Genomic DNA, 17,947 nt, shown 5'->3' on the forward strand with positions numbered 1-17,947 from the left:
CGCCGCCGGGAAGCTGAAACCTATCTGCCGAACGCTGCGTCTGAATAAAGAGGTGATCGTACAGATGAAGAAAAGGAACGGGATAGCGGCGGCGCTTGCCGCTCTGCTGCTCTTGTCGGGTTGCGGCGCTGCGAAGCCTGCGGGAGAGCCGATGCCGAGCACGCAGGAGAATCCGGCCTCGCCGGAAAGGATGACGGAGATCGCAATTGTAAAGTGGGGGGAAGCGGAATTCGGTCAGGCGGTCGTCAGCCGCTCGCAGCGGTTCGGGAGCGTGTATCCGGCACCGCTGGGCGAGTTCCCGGCAGGGGAGAGACTGCAAGCGTTCGTGGAAGCGTTCCGCGACGCGGAGAAAATGGAAGGCGTCCTGGATATAGGCAAGCCAGAGTTTGACGTGTCGTTCGTCGGCGAAGACGGCGAGGCGGACTTTCATCTGTGGTTGGGCTATCAGCCGGGCTCAAGAGGCTTATATACTTACGTAGAGGATACGGGAACGGGATATACGCTGACGGAGGAGCACACCGACCGGTTAAGGGAGCTGATCCGGTCGCTGGACTACACGCCGGATCAAGCTTCCGCAAACGGGGATATCGTGAACCTGCACGGCGAGCTGACCAACCTGGACAAGTGGACGCATTTCGTCGAGCAGGTCCGGGCAGGGAATCCGAGCGAGGCGCACTTGACGTCCTACACGATCGAAGGGGATCCGATTTTCGAAGATTTCATTTTCGACGGACAGGCGATCCAGTATACGTACGACAACACGATGGACGCTTTCGGCGCGCCGAAGAGATCGATCGATTACTGCAAAAATCTGGAGCAGGACGGCGGGCGCTACACGTTGTCCAAGTGCGGCAGCGAACAGCCGCGCGTCGTGCTGGAAGTGTTATAAGTTATAGTGAAACTCGTGTCGCCCGCTGCCGACGATCCGTTGGCCGTCAGGCAGGACCACGGTCGCCCGGGTATTCGCCGGAATTTCTACGGACAGCCGGACCATGTCCCCGTTTCTTTCCCATGCCGAGCGAATCGTTCCGTAGACCGACTCGTAGGAGGCTTTGGCGAACGAGAAGCCGCTCTTCGTGTCGGGATCGATGAGGATGTGCCGATAGCCGGGCTCCAGCTTGTCGATCCCGCCCAGGCGACGGTAAAGCCAGTCTCCTACGCATCCCAGCGCATAGTGATTGTAGGATACGTTCGTCGCCCGACCATCGGGCAAAATGGCCTGCCAAGCTTCCCAGATCGTGGTTGCGCCCTTCTCTACCGCGTAGAGCCAGGAGGGGCACTCGGTTTGCAGCAGCAACCGATAGGCGACAGGATGCCGATCGTTGTCGCACAGCACGTCGAGCAGGTAAGGCACGGACACGAAGCCGGTATCCAGCTTCCAGCCGTTGTCCCTGATCAGCGCAACCAAATGGTCGACCGCCTTGTCCCGAAGCCGGTCCGGCAGCATATCCATGTGCAGCGCCAGTACATAAATTCCTTGGAAGTGGGCGGTCAGCAGGCCGTCCTCCCGTACGTACCTTTTGGCGAAAGCTTGCCGAATGCGCCGATTCAGGCGTCTGTAATGAAGCGCGTCGTCGGCCTTGCCCAGAAGCTCTGCGATGTCGGCAAGAAGACGCGCCGAATGCGCATAGAAGCAAGTGGACACCAATTCTGCGGTCAGGTAGGCGCTTTTGCGCATATCGATCGCTTTCTCGCCGTCCCCCATGCTAAGGCTGGGGATCAGCCAATCTCCAAAGTGCAGTCCGGCCGGCTCCCACACCTCTTCCGGAGCCTCGCTTCGTATGAACTCCAGCCACTTCTTCATGGCCTCGTAATTGTCGCGAAGCACCTGCAAATCGCCATACTGCTGGTAAAGGACCCAAGGGAGGATGACGATGGCGTCTCCCCAGCCCGCTGACGAATAACCGTAAGGCTGCTTCAAGAAGCGCTTGAAGCCCTCCGTAAAAGGAACCACGCTCGGGATCCGGCCGTCTTCGAGCTGTTCGAATCGGACGTTGCGCAGCCAGCCGCTCAAAAAGGCGTACATCTCCATATTAAAGCAGGAGGTAGGCGCGAACGCCTGGATGTCCCCCAGCCACCCGGCCTTCTCCCGCTGCGGGCAGTCGGTCGGAATCGAGACCATGTTGGATCGCTGGCTCCAGACGATGTTGGCCTGCAGCCGATTAATCCGGCTGTCGGAGCATTCGAAGCTACCCGAGGGACGAAGGTCGGAACCGATCACGATGCCGGCAAAGTCGTTCGGATCCAGAACTCCCGGATACCCCGTTATCTTGACGTAACGAAAGCCGTGGTAAGTAAACCGGGGCTCGAACTCCTCCGAGGCGTCGCCGCGCAAAATAAAAATGTCCTTCTGATCCTTGTTATTGCCGATAATATTATTGCGGAAGTTGCCCTGCTCGTCGAGGATCTCTCCATGCTCCAAGACGATTCTCGTCCCGGCCGGTCCGGAAGCTCGGAATCTCATTCTGCCTGCGATATTCTGACCCAAATCGATGATCGTTTCGCCCTTCGGAGACTCGAAGATCTGCAAAGGGCGTATGGCGGCGACGGCGCGCACCGGTTCCGCGTACTGGGCGGTAAGATGGTCATATCCGAAGGGAACAGGCGCTGCCTGCGCCCAATTCGAATCGTCGAAGCCCGGTTCGCTCCAGCCGTCCTGCCGCAAGCGCGCATCCGTCATTTCCCCGATAAACAAATCCGAGTAGACGATTTCACCGAAAGAACAACGGAACTGCTCGTCGCTGCGTATCGTCATGACGCTGCCGCCGACGGTCTCGATCTCCAGCTGCAGCAGCAAGGAAAGGCGGTCGCCGTAGCTGCAGCAATCGCCCGTCAGCCCGATTCGGCCTGCGTGCCATCCGTCGCCGAGCATGGCGCCCAGCGCGTTCGCTCCGACGCGCACCAGCTTCGTCACGTCGTACGTCTGATACTGCAGGCAGTTCTCGTAGGAGCTGAATTCCGGGGCAAGCTCCTGATCCCCGACCTTGCTCCCGTTGAGCTCGAGCTGATAAAGTCCGCGTGCGGTGGCATAGATCCGGGCTTTCTTTACCGATTCCCGGACCGTGAATTCCCGTCTAAGCAGAGGCGCCGGCTGCAGCTGCTCCTCGGAGGCGTTGACCTGTTCAGGCTCGATCCATTGGGCCGTCCAGTCCGCGGGTGAAAGCAACCCCATCTCCCACCACGCGTATTCGCTCCACAACGATTCGATCCCTCGTTCGTCCCAAACCTTCACCCTCCAGCAATAACGAACTCTAGACTGCAAGGGCGGACCTTCGTAAGGCACGAAAACCGATTGATCCGATTCGATCTTTCCGCTGTCCCAAACCGCCGTTTCCGGAAACAAGCCTTCAATGCCTACGACAATCCGGTACGCCGATTGCCGGATATTGCGCCTGTCCGCATGCAGCTTCCAACTAAAACGCGGACGCAAACGATCGATTCCAAGCGGATTGACGCGATTTTCCAGCCTAAGATCGGCAACGGCGGTCCGCCCGTCATCCGGTCCGCCGGCGGCCGGCAAATGGTCGTCCATGCTCCCGCCCCCCTTCATCCTTTAACCGCTCCGCTTGCAATGCCCTGCACGAATTGCCTCTGCAGCACAAGGAACAGGAGAACGAGCGGCAGCGAGCCGATGATGACGGCGGCAAAAATCAGGTTCCACTGATTAACGAATTCCCCTGTAAAGGAATAAATGGAAAGCGGAATCGTTCGGGAGCTTTTGCTCTGAAGGAACAGCAGCGGCACGAAAAAATCGTTCCAGATCGTCAGCGTGTTCATAATGAGCAGCGTGGATGTGACCGGCTTCAGGAGCGGAAATAAAATGGACCCGAACGTCCGATAGGGGCCGCAGCCGTCGATCAGCGCCGATTCCTCGATTTCCTGCGGGATGGACTTGTAAAAAGCGGTATACAGGAACACGGAGAAAGGCAGTCCGAGCGCAATGTAAATGAGCACAGGGCCTGCGAATTTGCCGATCAGGTTCAGCTGACTTAGCAGCTTGTATAAGGGAATCATCGCCATTTGGAACGGAATCATCATGCCGGACAGAAAGTACAGATAAGTGGCGGTCGCCCATTTTTTCTTGCGGCGCGACAGCGGATAGGCGGCAGCCGAGCTCAGCAGGATGATCAGGATAACGGCGGAGACCGAGATGACGACGCTATTGACCAGCGAGGTTCCCATCATCCCCTTTTTCCAGGCTTCCGAGAAGTTTGACCATTCGAAGGCGGTCGGAAGGCTCAAGGGGCCGCCCAAAAGCTGCTCCGGCGTCTTCAACGCCACGAAGAGGGCGATCAGAATCGGAACGAGCACGATGACGGCCCATAGAGCGAGAATCAGGGACAACAACCAACCGTTGCGTTCGCGAAGTGCCATGTCAGTGCTCGACCTCCCTTTTTCTTAATGCGAAAATCTGTATCATGGAGAAAATCAGAATGATCATGAACATGATGACGGCGATCGAGCTGGCGTATCCCATTCGATCGAAGGCAAAGGCTTGCCTGTACAGCAGGATGGACAGATTTTCGGTCGAGGTGCCGGGCCCTCCGTTCGTCATGACGAAGATCGTGTCGAAAACCTTGATGCCAACAATCATGTTGACCACGATATTCACCGTAAAGGAGGGAGCGATAAGCGGAAAGGTGACATTCTTGAACATGCTCCATTTTCCGGCCCCGTCCAGGTAAGCCGCTTCGTACACGTCCGAAGGAACGGACTGGAGCCCGGCGACGTAAATGATCATCGTAAATCCGACGAAATGCCAGACGCTGACGAAGATGACGCTATATATGGAAAGCCGGCTGTCGCCCAGCCAGTCCCGGGCAAGTCCGTCCAGTCCGAAAGCCTCCAGAAGCGTATTGAGGACTCCGTCGGAGGGGCTGTACACATAAGCCCAGATGTATCCGATCGCCAGAGCGCTCAGCATGACCGGAACCAGATACCAGACCCGCATGATCCGTTGGATTTTGCCCGTTCCCTGCATTCCGAGCGCCAGCGTCAAGCCCAGCGCGTTCTTGACGATCGTCAGGCAGACGGCGATGAGCAGCGTATTGCGGATCGCGTTCCCGACATCGGAATCGTTGAATAACCTAATGTAATTGTCTAATCCGATGAAGCGCGTTTCCGGGTTCAGTCCGTTCCAGTCGGTCAAGCTGTAGTAAAAACCGCTTAGGACCGGGACGACCAGAAACAAGGTGAAGACCGCAAAGGCCGGAAGAATAAACGTGATGTCGGTCCCGAATCTCTTCAAAATGTTCCCTCCTAAAATGGTTCTAATAAAATGCCGGACGCATGGCTGCGCCCGGCTTCGAAACGTATGCGCGAGTCGTTATTGCATGGAGGCTCCGTCCTGGAAAGCTTTGTCCATGGCTTTGAGCATATCCGGTATCGGGCGTCCCGCAAAGACGCTCTGAATCTGCTGCTGCATGACCAGTTGAACGGTATTCGGCCATACGGCGTCCAGGAAGTAATAGCTTCCGACCTTCAACGCTTCTTCCATCTCCTTCAGGGCCGGATCGAGATCGACCGTCACATCCGTAAATGCCGGGAACGAATTGACCGAGCTCAAGTAAAATTGGGCGATTTCCGGCCGCGTAAGGAACTCCATGTACTTCTTGGCTTCCTCGGGATGCTTGGTTTTGGCATAGACGCCGCCGAACAGGGACGGCATCGACGATACCCAGACGCTCTCCCCGGCTTTCGCGTACGGAAGCGGGAACATGCCCAGCTCGAGGTTCGGATTGGCTTCCTTGATCGCGGCGATGCGTCCGTGAAGCGTTACCGTCATAGCCACCTTCTCCGAAGCGAACATCTGCATCGCCTGATCGTTCGAGGTGCCCAATACGTCGCTGTTGAAAAAGCCCTTTTCGTTCAGCGCCATATAATCCTGCATCATTTGCTCCCAGACGGAGCCGGTGAACTGCTGCGTGCCGGCGTACATGTTCTTGTCGAAATCCGGGTTGTCCCGATAGATGGCGGACGGCGCCATCGCGTAGGGAATCATTTGCGTGACGAATTGATCCTTTAACCCGAGGCCGAGCGGAACGACGCCGGAATCTTTGATTTTGCGGCTCGCCTCCAGAAACTCGTCCCAGTTGGTCGGTACGGCGATGCCGAGGTCATTGAATATTTTTTTGTTGTAGATGACGCCGATCAGATTTTGCCGGTTGGGCAGGCCGTATACCTTGCCGTCTTTGCTGGCCGTCTCCCTGGCGGTATCCGTCAATCTCGCCACCCAGGGCTGATCGCTCAAATCCATCAAGTAGCCGGCCTTCACCAGCGAATCCTTTTTCGTTCCGGCGAAGATGGTGAAGATGTCCGGAGCGTCGCCGGAAGCGAGCTTCGTTTTGATGACGGTTTCAAACTGATCCACGGGAGCGGTCTGCAGCTCGATCCGGATTCCCGGGTTTTCCTCTTCGAACCGGCGGTTGACCTCCGGCATATAAGTCGTATCGGAGGTGTTCGCCATATACATGTTGAGCACCACCTGCTCCTTTTGCTCTCCGGGAGCCGCGGCTCTCTTTTCTTCCGTTGAGCCGCAGGCCGTGGCCGTCAGCGCCAGCAGCGCGACAAGCAGGAGCGCGGCTTTTCCGGTGAAACGTCGATGTTGTCTCATTTTCTGTGATCCTCCCTTTTGACTTGAACGCAATCCTATTATTGCGGATAAAGCCCGAGCTTGAAGTCCTGCTTATTTTCCATTCCGGGGGGAATTTTTTTTCTGTTTGCCGTATTCGCTGGGAGTTATTCCGTACGTTTTCTTGAAAAGCTGACTGAAATACTTGGGGTCCTCGTAACCGATGCGTCGGCTTATATCCGACAGGCTTAAAGTGCCGGTCTCCAGCAGCGCTCGGGCCCGTTCCATTCGAATTTCCAGCAAGTAATCGGAAAAGTTGACGCCAAGCTCGTTTTTGAACACTCTGGATAAATACCCGACGCTGACATGGTGATCCTTGGCGAACTGCTGCAAGGAGTCGGGAGCCTCGAACGCGTGCTTGACCCGATGCATCAGCAGCTGCACAAGCTCGCGCGCATCCAGATGGCTGGTCCCTAACCGGTTGACGTAACCGGCAAGCTTGCGCTCCAGCCAATCTCCCAGCTCCGCATAGGAGACGGAACTCCCGACGGCCGCCGAAATCTCGTGGTGCTCGGCGATCTTGGATCCGAGGGAGCGGGTTAGGCTGAATTGCAGAGCAATCAGCATATCCGTAAGGAAAACGGTCAAATCCTTCATCGTGACGCTGCGGAGCCGAAGCTCCTGCAGGATCGCGTTCAGCTCGTCCCGCGCTTTTCGCAGTTCCCTTTTGGTCAGGTAGATTTCAAGCACTCTGGCCTTATCCCAGACCGAAGCGAGATCGGCGGGGACAGCCTGATACAGCGGGCCGGTCAGCGTACTGTCCTCCAGCCTCATCTGCCGTCCGATGCGTTCGAGCGCGTGCCCGTAGGCGGAAAACAAAGCTTCGCCAGCCTCCTTCACCTGGTAGGTCGTATGCACGAAGGGGCATTGCCGCTTGGCGGCCTCGTGTATGCCTCTTGCCCAATCGGCAGCTCCGTGCAGTACCGATTCCCTGGACGGGCACGGAATGATCGCGCATTGCGTTTGCGCATCGGGAAAGACGATTCGGGCGCCGGAAGGAAGACCCTCCGGCCGTTCTCCTCTTCCCTCCGGCATCCGGCCATCCGCAGTATCCCGATTTCTTAAGGCAGATACGACGATAACGCCATATTCCTCGGTCATGCGCTCCTCCTGCTCGACGGTTTGTCCCAGCAGTTCGCGCGTCAGCATCCAATCGCTCAGCCTTCGATTTTTGTCCCTATCTTCGCGAAGCTCGAGTAGCGTACGATCAATCGCCTGATACAGGGCTTCTTCCTTCAGCGGCTTTAGCAAATACTCTTTAACTCCCAACTGCATTCCTTGGCGGGCGTAGGCAAAGTCGTCGTAACCGCTGATCAGGATAGCCGCCATATCGGGAAACTGGGGCTTCAGAGCCGCGATGAGCTCCAGGCCGTCCATTCTAGGCATGCGGATATCGGTAATCAGAAGATCCGGACGGACTTTGCGGCAAAGCTCCAGAGCCTTGAAGGCGTCGGATACGGGATGCACCCGATAATCGGACAGGTAAGGCTCAAGAAGCAGCTTGATTTCTTCCAGCGCCATGGCTTCGTCTTCCGCGACGATTATGTTCATGATGGTTGTTCCTCCAGACCCTGTCTTATGGTATCGTCCGGAACGGCGAGTCTCACCCGAAAGCCGCGGTCCGGAGCGCCGTCGACCTGGATTCCGAACGGCTCCCCGAACAGAAGCCGCACTCTGCGCTGCACGTTGACCAGACCGATGCCCAATCCTTCGGCTTTGCCGTTCCGGCTATTCGGACTTTCGTCCTCGGGACTCTTCTCGAGCCGGCTTCGAAGGTCCGCCAGCCGTTCCTCCGAAATTCCCGGTCCCGTATCGGACACCTCGATCAGAATAGCCCGAAGGTCAAATCCCTCGCTCTCGCTTCGAACGATTCCCCGCTCGGCCCGGATTTCGACCGCGCACGCTTCCAGGCTTTGTTCGACTCCGTAGATCACCGCGTTTTCAACCAAGGGTTGGAGAGTCAGCCTGGCTATGCGGCACGCCAGCAGCGGTTCGGGCACATGGCAGCGGAAGATCAGCTTGTCCGAGAAACGCAGCTCCTGAATGCGCATATAATTTTGGATGTAGTCCAACTCCTCGCCCAAGGAAACCGTTCGCTTCCAGTCCTTCAGGCTGTAGCGGAACAAATCCGCCAATGAGCCGATCATCAGGCCCACGTCCGGAAGTCCGCGCTTGCGGCAAAGCGCTTTCATAATATTGAGCGTGTTGAACAGCATATGGGGATTGATCTGCGCCTGAAGCGCTTGAAGCTGGGAGTCCTTTTCGCGCAATTCGGACTGGTATACCCGATGGAACAGATGATCCACGCTTTCCAGCATAATATTGAAAATGCGCGAAAGCTGGCTGATTTCATCCCGATTGCCTTTTTCGAGCAAACGAACCTTAAAATCTCCCATCTCTACCCGCTTCATGCTGACCATGACTCTGGACAAGGGCTTGGTCATGCCGGAAACCAGGTAATAGGAGCATGCGGAGACAATAACCAGAAATACGGCGCCCAGCCACATCAGCATACTTCTGATTTTAATAGACTCCTTGATCGCTTCCGTATAGGGAAGAATGGATACCGTCCGCCATTTGGTGTTGGACGACGAGGCGGCGGCGTAGAGATAGCGTTCCCCGTCCCATTGGAGGATGCCGGACGGATCGGCCAGCCCCTCAAGCGCGTCCGCGTCCATTTGGCGGCCTGTGAGCTGCCCGCGATTATCGAACATAACATGGCGGTCCTGAAGGACCACATATCGCGGGGCGATTTTTTTGTCGAGGGGGTATTCGTTCCCGATCACGGCCTGGAACAGCTCGATCTGCAGATCGAGCTTCATGAAGGCCAGTCTTTGGCCGGACTCTACGTCGTTAATCGGTCTGACGAGCGAAAACACCTGACGCGGCTTCAGCATCGGGGTCGTCTCCCGGCCGGTCGGCATATAGAGCAGGACCGGAGCGCCGTTCCCGGACATGATTTCATACCAGGGCTCTTCGCGGACGGAAAATCCGGGACGGGGGCTGTCCCCGTTCGAGAGACTGAAGACCCGTCCGTCTTCGGCGTAAATGTATACGCCCTGGATGAACGGCCACGGGGACGACAACAGCAGCATGCGGTAATTTAATTCGTTGACGTCCTCCTGCGAGCCCAGCACAGACGGTTTATTCAATACCCTCTGGATAATAGGATCGCTTAACATCGAAATGGACAGTCTTTCGATATTCGTCATATGAACGTCTACGGTCTTAATCATCTGTCGGATGGTCGTGTCCATCAGATCCTCGGTCCGATTTTTGTAGTCCTTGCTCATTTTCAAATAGACCAACGTTCCGATCACGATAAGGCTGATTAAAAAAACAACCGATAGGGCCGCCGATATTTTATTTTTCAGACGCCAATCTGCCCAACTTGCCATGGCCTTGATCCCAGTCCTTTCGAAAGGCATTCAAAACGCATTCATCGTCTAATGGACACCGAAGGGGTTTTTGCTTGATCTATCATAATCCAAGCTTGAAATGGCGTATAGGGGCCTATGGATTTGCGACGAATACAAATGATGGAAAGCCCGATTCGGGCGGAGGGGGGATTCGGACCTCATGAAGAGGGCCGCTCTGCGGGGGAGCGGCCCGGTTAAGGACTGTTTTACTGAGGGCGAATGCGGACGACGCCGATCTCGACGGCATTGATGGCAATGGAATTGCCGCCCTGATTGTTGGAAGCGCTGGCGGTCTGTCCGACGTTGATGCGGGTTTTGCCGTTGTTCCACTTTTTCACGTTTTTGGCGGTTTTACGCGGCATGGCGAATCTCTCCTCTCTTTATGTGCTATCTGCGGCGTTTGGACTGCTTCGAAATTTGAATATTCAAGGCGTTGCTGGCCAGCGCGTTGCCCTGAACGGAATGCGCGTCGGCCCGTTGGTAGATTTGAATGACGATATATTGATTTTTGCCGATGCGGTAACGGTAGGATTTGATTCGGGTATGGTTCACGTTCAGCCTCCTTGCTCTGCGGATAGGGTATCGTATGCGGAGTCCGGTCAAGCCGTCGCGGCATTTGGAACGGAATATAGCCAAATAAGCCCATCGCTCGGATATGGAGCGAGGGCTTATTCGCGCGATGCCGGCTAAGGCGTCACTTGTTCGTGCTATGCTGCTTGCCCGGCAGATGCTTGCCGCTGCTTTCTCCGCCGTTGCCCTTGGATTGACGTTTGCGGTTTCTGCGGTCCTTGTCTTGGGTATCGTGCAATTTCTCGACGAATTCGTGCGTATTGTCCATGCGAAACGAGAAGCCTCCTTCGTATGCGGATCTCGTTTATACGATGCCCAGCGAATGCGGCGAGGATACCGAAATAAAGGGAGAGGCGCGGGCCCTCAACTCAGAGCGGATAGAAGCGTCTTTTGCATTACTTGAACTCGATGGATCCGGCCAGTTCCGCTCCGTTTTCTCCCGCATGGTAAACCGACAGAGTCTCCTGTCCGTCGTCTACGACGAGGTAAGGGCAGCAATCGAACAGGATCAGTCCTCTCAGTTCTCCTTTGACCCGAATCGATTCGTGGAAACCTTTTTTCAGATCCGTAAAATCGTTGGCGGTGTAAGCGACGACCTCGTTGCCGATCCTCTCGGCGTAGTGATGTCCGGTTCTGCTCACGACTTTGTCGCGCGGAGCGGCATGGACCCGTCCGCTGAAGTAGGCGTCCACCGTATCGGTTTCTTTGCCTACGGCGAATTCCGGCCAGAGATCGCTGAACACCATGTAGCCGTTCTTGTCGTTCTTGATCAGGATCATCGGAACCTGCATCGGGCCGTACGGGAGGACGAACAAGTCTTGAAGCTCTCCGATGCGGTCTTTGCCTTTCGTCTGGTACAGCTGACCGCTCTTGTCGTAGACGTACACTTGCTTCTCGATCTGGACGGCGGCGAAGTCTCCCTCCGTCTGTACGGAGGCTTTCAGGGCGCTTGATGCCGGGGTTGCGGCATGGGCAAGCGCGGGGACCGACAGGGCGCATGCAAGCGCGGCGGCGGTCATGAAACGGACGGTTTTTTTCATGTTCTCAGTATCTCCTTTAGTTATCTTGATCCGGACAGCCTTGATCGCTGGCGATCCTGGCTTCGATCAGATCCTTCGAGGAGTATTATAGTCTGCTTGTTGTAATGGCGGTAAGTTACTGCCGTCACCGTTTTAGTCACGTTACGGTCATGTCGCGCCCGGCCGCCCCGTTCGGAAGACGAACGCTACTCATTAAATAAGGATACAGCAAGATAAGTCCCGCCACGTAAAGCGCCGCCGCGAAGTAAGCGGGCAGCAGGTGGATGAAGTCCCGGTATCCGATGCTGAAATGCACGCTAAGACCGGCGACGAACGCCGGCGATCCGCCGGCAAGCAGCGTCCACCAGAGCCAGCGTTGTCCTTGCTGAATTCCCCACAGGGCGAGAATGAGCAGCATGACGGCATCCGCGAACAAAGCTCCGCCGAAGCCGGCCCGGTCGTGGGCGATCAAGGGGATCAAGCGCGGATTGGCCGCTTCGAGCTCAGCCGCGGTCACTCCCATGAAAGCCAAGTCCTGGGGAACGAACACGGTCGTAACTCCGACGCCCGCGATGACGAGTCCGCCGACGCTTAGAGAGACGCCCAGGGTGACAAAGCAGAGTTGGCCCCACAGCCCGAGCCGCCACTCTTTGCCGTTACGCAGGTTCACCGGCTCGTGCAACGGCCGGTCGGGATTGCGGCGCATCGCGAGTAGGAACATCGGGAACAGAATAATCGCCGCCGCCGCGTGCAGCGGATCGAAGAAGCCGTATCCCAAGTACAGAAAGAAGCTCGGGAAGCCGACGGCTCCGGAGGTCAGCACTGCCGTTCGCGCCCAATGCTGGCCCTGTCTCATCCCGTATTTGCCCAATCGGTAATAGAGAATGCCGATGGAAATCATCGTTCCCGCGAGCGTGATCCGGTCGTGGGACATGAAGTGAAGCAGATGCTCGTTGATTCGGCTGACTTCGTCGCGCGTCATCCCCAAGTAGTCTTCGTCGTAAGGCAGCAGCACCGACGATTCCGCGATGAGCCATGCGGCGATGCCCCCGATGATCATGCCCAGTCCGAGCAGGCACATCCATCCCCAATGCTTCCAGAAGGAAGGGGGCTCGGGCGTCGGTTGATCGGCTACACGTTTATGAATAATCGCTTCGTTGATTCTCTTCGGCAGCCCCGGGCCTGAGTGGACGAGCCCGCTGTTCAAGAGAAGCTGGTCGGCCCCGGCCCGAAGCGCCTCGATGGCGTCTTGCGGCTCGTGGATGCCTGCGGCCGAATGGATCAGCCAGCTTCCCGTGGGGAATAGCTCGCGAATCAGCTTGATTTTGTTCAGCGCGGTTTGTTGGCTTGTCGTCCCGAAGCTTACGGGATTCCCGGATGATCGCATTGCGCCTCCGATGACGCATCCGCTCCATAGCTCGCGGTCCAATAAGGGCAAGATCCGCCAGAACTGCTCATCTGGGAAATCCAGAGGGATGTAGATGAAAAACAGTTGCGGCAAGGGTATCGGCAAGCCGCGAACGAAGGCCGGGAACCGCTGCACTTGTGCGAGATTCTCCTCGAAGCCGCGTTCCGAGGACAACGCTTCCACGTAAAAGCCGACGGCTTTCGTCAGGCAGAAGATGTCGACGAGAGTTCTTAGTTGCTCTGTCGCTTGCTCGACAGACGAGCCCGGTTCCGGTGCTATCCGAACGAACCGCGGCAAGGCGTCTTTGGCGTCTTCCAGTATCCGGAGAGAACGGATCAGGCCGGGATTCTCGTATTCGTGCGGGTAGACGATCGTTCCCGTTTTTCGTTCGTTCAGGATCGGATCGCTGCTGTCGATCGGACGTACCGTCACCGGCCCGACTTCGATGAACCCGAAGCCGAATTGCGACAACGCCCGATGGGCGGTCCCGGACGGATCGACGCTTCCGGACAGGCCTAACGGCGTTTGGACGGGCAGCGTCGCGATTTGGTCTTGCAGCAAGGGGGAAGGTTCCATATGGCCCAGCGTCTTGATCAGGAATGTTCCGCCCGGAATTCGGCTGATGCGCCCCATCGCGCCCAACGTAAAAGCTCGGGCCGCTCTGGACGGCAGCCGGGACAGAACGGGCTTAAACAACGTTTGGTAAGACCAATCCGGCACGCTATCCACTCCCAGTAACATGGTCAGCAAAAGTATACCATATCCGAAAGGATGAGGGTGGGGCGCACCCGATGCTATCAGGTTAAGGTTAAAATTGGTCGTCCCCCAAGCGGTAGAGCTAAGGCCAAAAAAGTACCTCGATGGTGGCGGGACGGGAGCGCGGAGGCCAAAAAAGTACCTCGATGGTGGCGGAACGGGAGCGCGGAGGCCAAAAAAGTACCTCGATGGTGGCGGAACGGGAGCGCGGAGGCCAAAAAAGTGCCTTGGCGGTGGCGGGACGGGGGCATGGAGGCCAAAAAAGTACCTCGATGGTGGCGGGACGGGAGCGCGGAGGCCAAAAAAGTGTCTTGGCGGGCCGTACGAGACCGCGCATATGAAGGAACGGGTGGCAGGTCTACCGTTCGGCGAGGTTGTCGTCCCAGAACGAACCTGATAAGATTCGAGTAGGCTACACGAATCCATTCGAGCGATAGGAGACAGACGTCCGACATGAAATTTGCCGTGCAATTTTTATCGTTTTTCGTTATTCATAACGAGGGTTCCGACTCGGACGGTCCTAAGAAATATAAACATTACCAGACGCTGACGCACGAGGAATACCAGGACAGCGAACTGAAGGCGTTCCTCGACGGGGAATTCAAGCGCATTGCCAAACGGAAGGCCGAGATCAACGCGGTGTCCGAGAACGTGCCGACGAAGATCGGAAGGTTCATCGTGGAGCCGGGGCACGACCTGACGAGCAACCCGAACTACAACCTTTTTCAACGGTTAAGAACCGCTGTCGACAAAACGGAGTTCCACAACTTCAGCGATGACGTTCTCCGTTTATACATGGATACCAACTCGGTGCGGGGAGGCGCGTTCGTCCTGGCGACGGCGAAGCTGAACGAGCTGTACGACGATCCGTTCCTGTTCCTGTTCAAGTGCGACTTCGAGTCGAAAATCGCCCGCGTATCCGACGAGCGCAGCCTGATCACGCAGGTCGAGATGGCGATCAACGCCAAAAACATCAAAGCGATCCAATACCCGCATATGCCTGAAGAAGGCATGATCGAGGAGTGGGAGCTCAAAATCCATCAGGCTTCCCACGCGCGGTATTTCGAGGATTTCCTGAAGTACGTCAGCTATGAGAAGTCGAAGCCGGAGATCGTCGCGGACCAGGTGATGGAGATGGTTCACCAGTACATGGAGACGAAGTGGCAGGCGGCGGACATTCCGTACTACGACGCAGGCCCGGAAGAAGAGGAGGCCGCTGCGAGCGTTCCGGCGACGGAAGAAGTGGCGGCCATGAGGCAGGAGAAGCAGCAGTTTGATGTGTGGGCGGCAGGCGAGAAACGGGAGCTTCAGGAGAAATGGAGCCACGACCACGTCATGGAAGCGACCAAGCAACTCGTGGAGCTGCAGCCGGATTTGGAGCTTAGATTCAAACTGGACGACATCCTGATCAAAGGACATATGGACGACTACGGCAGCAATATCCACATTGCCCGCATGAACGGACGGTATATCGTCCTGATCGAAGGGGATGCGTTCCAGTTCGAGAAGGGCGTATCGCCGATCGAGCTTCTTCATCCGGAGGAAATGCAGGATGTGCTGCAGCGGGTCGGCAATGGAGTGCGCAGACGGGAGATCGGCGAGGCTCCTTCTTTGGATTAGAGTGGACGATAAGCTTTAAAGGCGGCGATAACGTTCTATCGAGGCGATGCTCTCTATGAATCTTGAATATACCGAAACGAACGCGAAAAAAAGAATAGCATTAGGAACGAAGTTTAGGCTTGCCCATCTGATCGAGCGCGATTGGGGCGTGTGGAAATATGCGTTAGCTTCGATGTGGGCGCTCGATTGCGCGGCTGTGTCCGTCTCGGCGCTCGGCATGCCTACGGGGCTGGGCAGACCGTTCGATATCGGGGCGGCGCTCGCCCTGAACGCGGCGGGCATGGCGCTGGCGGCCTGGATTGTCGCCGTCCTTCTCGCTCTTGCGGGAGCAGATAAGCTTCCCCGATTCACGGTGGGCGGTGCGATCTACACGGGCGTGCTTGCGTACTTCGTGCTGTATTTCTCCGAACTGGGTTGGAAGGCGTCCTTGGCGATGGCAACGACGATTACGTTGGCCGCTTGCGGGATCGGACTTCTCGTCGGGTTCATCGTCAGGAAAGGCGCGCGAAGCAGAAGGATCGCGATTGGCACGCTTGCCGTCGTCGCGGGGCTGACCGTCCTGCCGACGGTTCCCTCCTTCCTCTCCGGCGGTTCCGCAACCGATATGGACGAAGCGGCGGACGCGGGGGATTCGGGGGTGCTTGAAGTGAGAGCTCTGGCTTCGCTTCCGTCCGACCCTTCTCAGCCAGGCAGCTACGTCTACCGTCAGTTCACGTATGCCAGCGGCAAAGATAAGCATCGCGCCGAATTCGGCAAGGATGCGGAACTGCTGTCCCCATCCGTCGATGCCTCCGCCTATATCGAACATTGGCCTTGGCTGCGGCAGCAGTTCTGGGGCTTCGACGAGACGGCGCTGCCGCTGAACGGCAGAGTGTGGCTTCCCGAAGGAGACGGGCCATACCCGATCATGCTGATGGTGCACGGCAATCATTTGATGGAGGACTTTTCCGACGAGGGGTACGGTTATCTGGGCGAGCTGTTGGCGAGCAGAGGAATTGCGGCCGTGTCCGTGGACGAGAATTTCGTCAACTATTCCGTCTGGTCGGGCATTCCCGAACAGGATATGAAGCTGCGCGCGTGGCTGCTGCTGCAGCATGTCCGGCTTCTTCAGTCGTATTCCGAGGAATCAGACACGCCGTTCTACGGGCGAATCGATCTCGGCCAGATTGCGCTGCTCGGACATTCACGCGGAGGTCAGGCGGCGGCGATGGCGGCGGATGCGCAGCGCTGGTTCGCGGACGATCCGTCCGTGCCGGACGCGGCTTCCTACGAGATCCAAGCCATTATCGCGCTTGCGCCTACGGATACGGAGGTCGACGGAGAACGGCCTCGCTTGCAGGACGTTTCCTATTTAACGCTGCAAGGCGCCAAGGACGCCGATCTGGTGAGCTTCTACGGGGATAGGCAGTATGGTCGCGTGGATTTTTCCGGAGACGATTCCGCATTCAAGGCGTCACTCTATATCGAGGACGCAAACCACAGTCAATTCAACACAACGTGGGGGCGCTCGGACAACGCGATGCCTGCGGGGTTGTTCATACGGCCGAAGCATCTGCTCCCGGCAGAGGAACAGCGTCGGATAGCTCAGATATACGTGTCCGCCTTCGCGGAAACGGTGTTTCATCGGTCGCTGGAATACGACGCATTGTTCCGCGACTATCGGGCAGGTTCCGCCTACCTCCCGGGTACGCGTTACTTTAATCAGTATGAGAACGGGGATTTCCGGAAGCTGATCGATTTTTCCGGAGAGGATCCGATCAGGCCTTCAAGCGATGTAGCCGCCGAGGCGTCTGGTCTGACCGATTGGCAGCATGCGAACGCGCTAGACCGCCAAGGAGAAGGCAAAGCGGACAAAGGCGTCGAGCTTGGATGGCAGGAAGAAGGCTCATATACGCTCGTTCTCGGCCCGGCCTTACGGGAAAGTCCTGAAGAGGAGGACCTGCTTCTGTTCTCTCTGGCGAATATGAGCCGGGTATTGGAAAAGGAGCTCCTCCAAGAAGAGGACTTGGAGGAGCTCGAAGCGCTTGAGGAAGCGTTGGAATCAAGCTTGTCGATCGAGATCGAGCTGGAGGACAGTTCCGGGAATTCGGCAAGACTTCCGCTGGATCTGTTCATGGTGGCGGAGCCGCCGGTGGAGACTGAGTTCACCTGGCTGCCCGCGCTCGAGCCGGTGCTAGCCAAGGGGAAGTTCAAGGATGCGGAAGAGCCGGTCTACCAGACGTACGAGCTGCCGCTTAAAGAATTCGTGGAAGAGAACCCCGACTTCGATCTGTCCGAGTGGGAGCGGATTACGTTCCATTTCAACGAAGGACCCGGCAAGGTGATGCTGGACAGTGTCGGCTTGATGGCGGGGTGAGCATTGTGAGGCAACGAGCTATGCAGGATTGGCCTTCGGCCCGCGGCTTACAGCACCGCCAAGGCACTTTCTTGGCCTTCGGCCCGCGTCCACGGCACCGCTAAGGCACATTCTTGGCCTTCGGCCCGCGTCCACGGCGCCGCTAAGGCACATTCTTGGCCTTCGGCC

General features: G+C 57.1%; 14 protein-coding genes. 3 read left to right on the top strand and 11 right to left on the bottom strand.

Features of this window, described 5'->3' with window-relative positions; genetic code table 11:
* The first annotated feature begins 64 nt into the window (after nucleotides 1–64).
* Nucleotides 65–889, top strand: coding sequence for a DUF4362 domain-containing protein (locus ACESLM_RS11975; RefSeq protein WP_372631808.1), 825 nt, complete (start codon nucleotides 65–67; stop codon nucleotides 887–889).
* Here the strand turns inward: ACESLM_RS11975 and ACESLM_RS11980 are convergent.
* From ACESLM_RS11980 to ACESLM_RS12030, 11 genes are all read right to left on the bottom strand, one after another.
* Entirely contained in the window at nucleotides 884–3,532 is a 2,649-nt protein-coding gene (locus tag ACESLM_RS11980; protein WP_372631809.1) for a family 78 glycoside hydrolase catalytic domain, read from the bottom strand. The two genes, ACESLM_RS11975 and ACESLM_RS11980, sit on opposite strands and share 6 nt — an antisense overlap.
* 14 nt (nucleotides 3,533–3,546) lie before the next feature.
* The gene (locus tag ACESLM_RS11985) at nucleotides 3,547–4,374 is read right to left on the bottom strand and encodes a carbohydrate ABC transporter permease (protein WP_372631810.1); all 828 of its coding nucleotides are present in this window, start codon (nucleotides 4,372–4,374) and stop codon (nucleotides 3,547–3,549) included.
* Between the two features lies 1 nt (nucleotide 4,375).
* Nucleotides 4,376–5,248 (bottom strand): carbohydrate ABC transporter permease, encoded by an 873-nt coding sequence (locus ACESLM_RS11990; RefSeq protein WP_372631811.1) that lies wholly within the window; start codon nucleotides 5,246–5,248, stop codon nucleotides 4,376–4,378.
* 78 nt (nucleotides 5,249–5,326) lie between these two features.
* On the bottom strand, nucleotides 5,327–6,613 hold the full coding sequence (locus ACESLM_RS11995; protein ID WP_372631812.1) for an ABC transporter substrate-binding protein: 1,287 nt from the start codon (nucleotides 6,611–6,613) through the stop codon (nucleotides 5,327–5,329).
* Nucleotides 6,614–6,685: 72 nt separating this feature from the next.
* Complete coding sequence (locus tag ACESLM_RS12000; RefSeq protein ID WP_372631813.1) at nucleotides 6,686–8,182, bottom strand: response regulator transcription factor; 1,497 nt, start codon at nucleotides 8,180–8,182, stop codon at nucleotides 6,686–6,688.
* A complete protein-coding gene (locus ACESLM_RS12005; protein WP_372631814.1) occupies nucleotides 8,179–10,029 on the bottom strand; it encodes a cache domain-containing sensor histidine kinase in 1,851 nt (616 codons plus the stop codon). Before ACESLM_RS12005 ends, ACESLM_RS12000 begins: the two co-directional genes overlap by 4 nt.
* Nucleotides 10,030–10,256: 227 nt before the next feature.
* Entirely contained in the window at nucleotides 10,257–10,412 is a 156-nt protein-coding gene (locus ACESLM_RS12010) for a hypothetical protein (RefSeq protein WP_198960665.1), read from the bottom strand.
* 25 nt (nucleotides 10,413–10,437) lie between these two features.
* Nucleotides 10,438–10,602 carry a hypothetical protein gene (locus ACESLM_RS12015; protein ID WP_198960666.1) on the bottom strand — a complete coding sequence of 55 codons (165 nt, stop codon included), beginning with the start codon at nucleotides 10,600–10,602 and terminating at the stop codon, nucleotides 10,438–10,440.
* 142 nt (nucleotides 10,603–10,744) lie between these two features.
* Entirely contained in the window at nucleotides 10,745–10,888 is a 144-nt protein-coding gene (locus ACESLM_RS12020) for a DUF4023 family protein (RefSeq protein WP_372631815.1), read from the bottom strand.
* Between the two features lie 127 nt (nucleotides 10,889–11,015).
* Nucleotides 11,016–11,660: a hypothetical protein gene (locus tag ACESLM_RS12025; protein ID WP_372631816.1), complete on the bottom strand. Its 645-nt coding sequence runs from the start codon at nucleotides 11,658–11,660 to the stop codon at nucleotides 11,016–11,018.
* Between the two features lie 136 nt (nucleotides 11,661–11,796).
* Complete coding sequence (locus ACESLM_RS12030) at nucleotides 11,797–13,767, bottom strand: dihydroorotate dehydrogenase (protein WP_372631817.1); 1,971 nt, start codon at nucleotides 13,765–13,767, stop codon at nucleotides 11,797–11,799.
* Between the two features lie 489 nt (nucleotides 13,768–14,256).
* Between ACESLM_RS12030 and ACESLM_RS12035 the strand changes: the two genes are divergently transcribed.
* Together ACESLM_RS12035 and ACESLM_RS12040 are read left to right on the top strand one after the other, a co-directional pair.
* Nucleotides 14,257–15,423 (top strand): DUF3900 domain-containing protein, encoded by a 1,167-nt coding sequence (locus tag ACESLM_RS12035; RefSeq protein WP_372631818.1) that lies wholly within the window; start codon nucleotides 14,257–14,259, stop codon nucleotides 15,421–15,423.
* 55 nt (nucleotides 15,424–15,478) lie between these two features.
* The gene (locus ACESLM_RS12040) at nucleotides 15,479–17,779 is read left to right on the top strand and encodes an alpha/beta hydrolase (RefSeq protein ID WP_372631819.1); all 2,301 of its coding nucleotides are present in this window, start codon (nucleotides 15,479–15,481) and stop codon (nucleotides 17,777–17,779) included.
* Nucleotides 17,780–17,947 lie beyond the last annotated feature (168 nt).

Source organism: Cohnella sp. (assembly GCF_041641335.1).
Taxonomy (GTDB): Bacteria; Bacillota; Bacilli; order Paenibacillales; family Paenibacillaceae; genus Cohnella.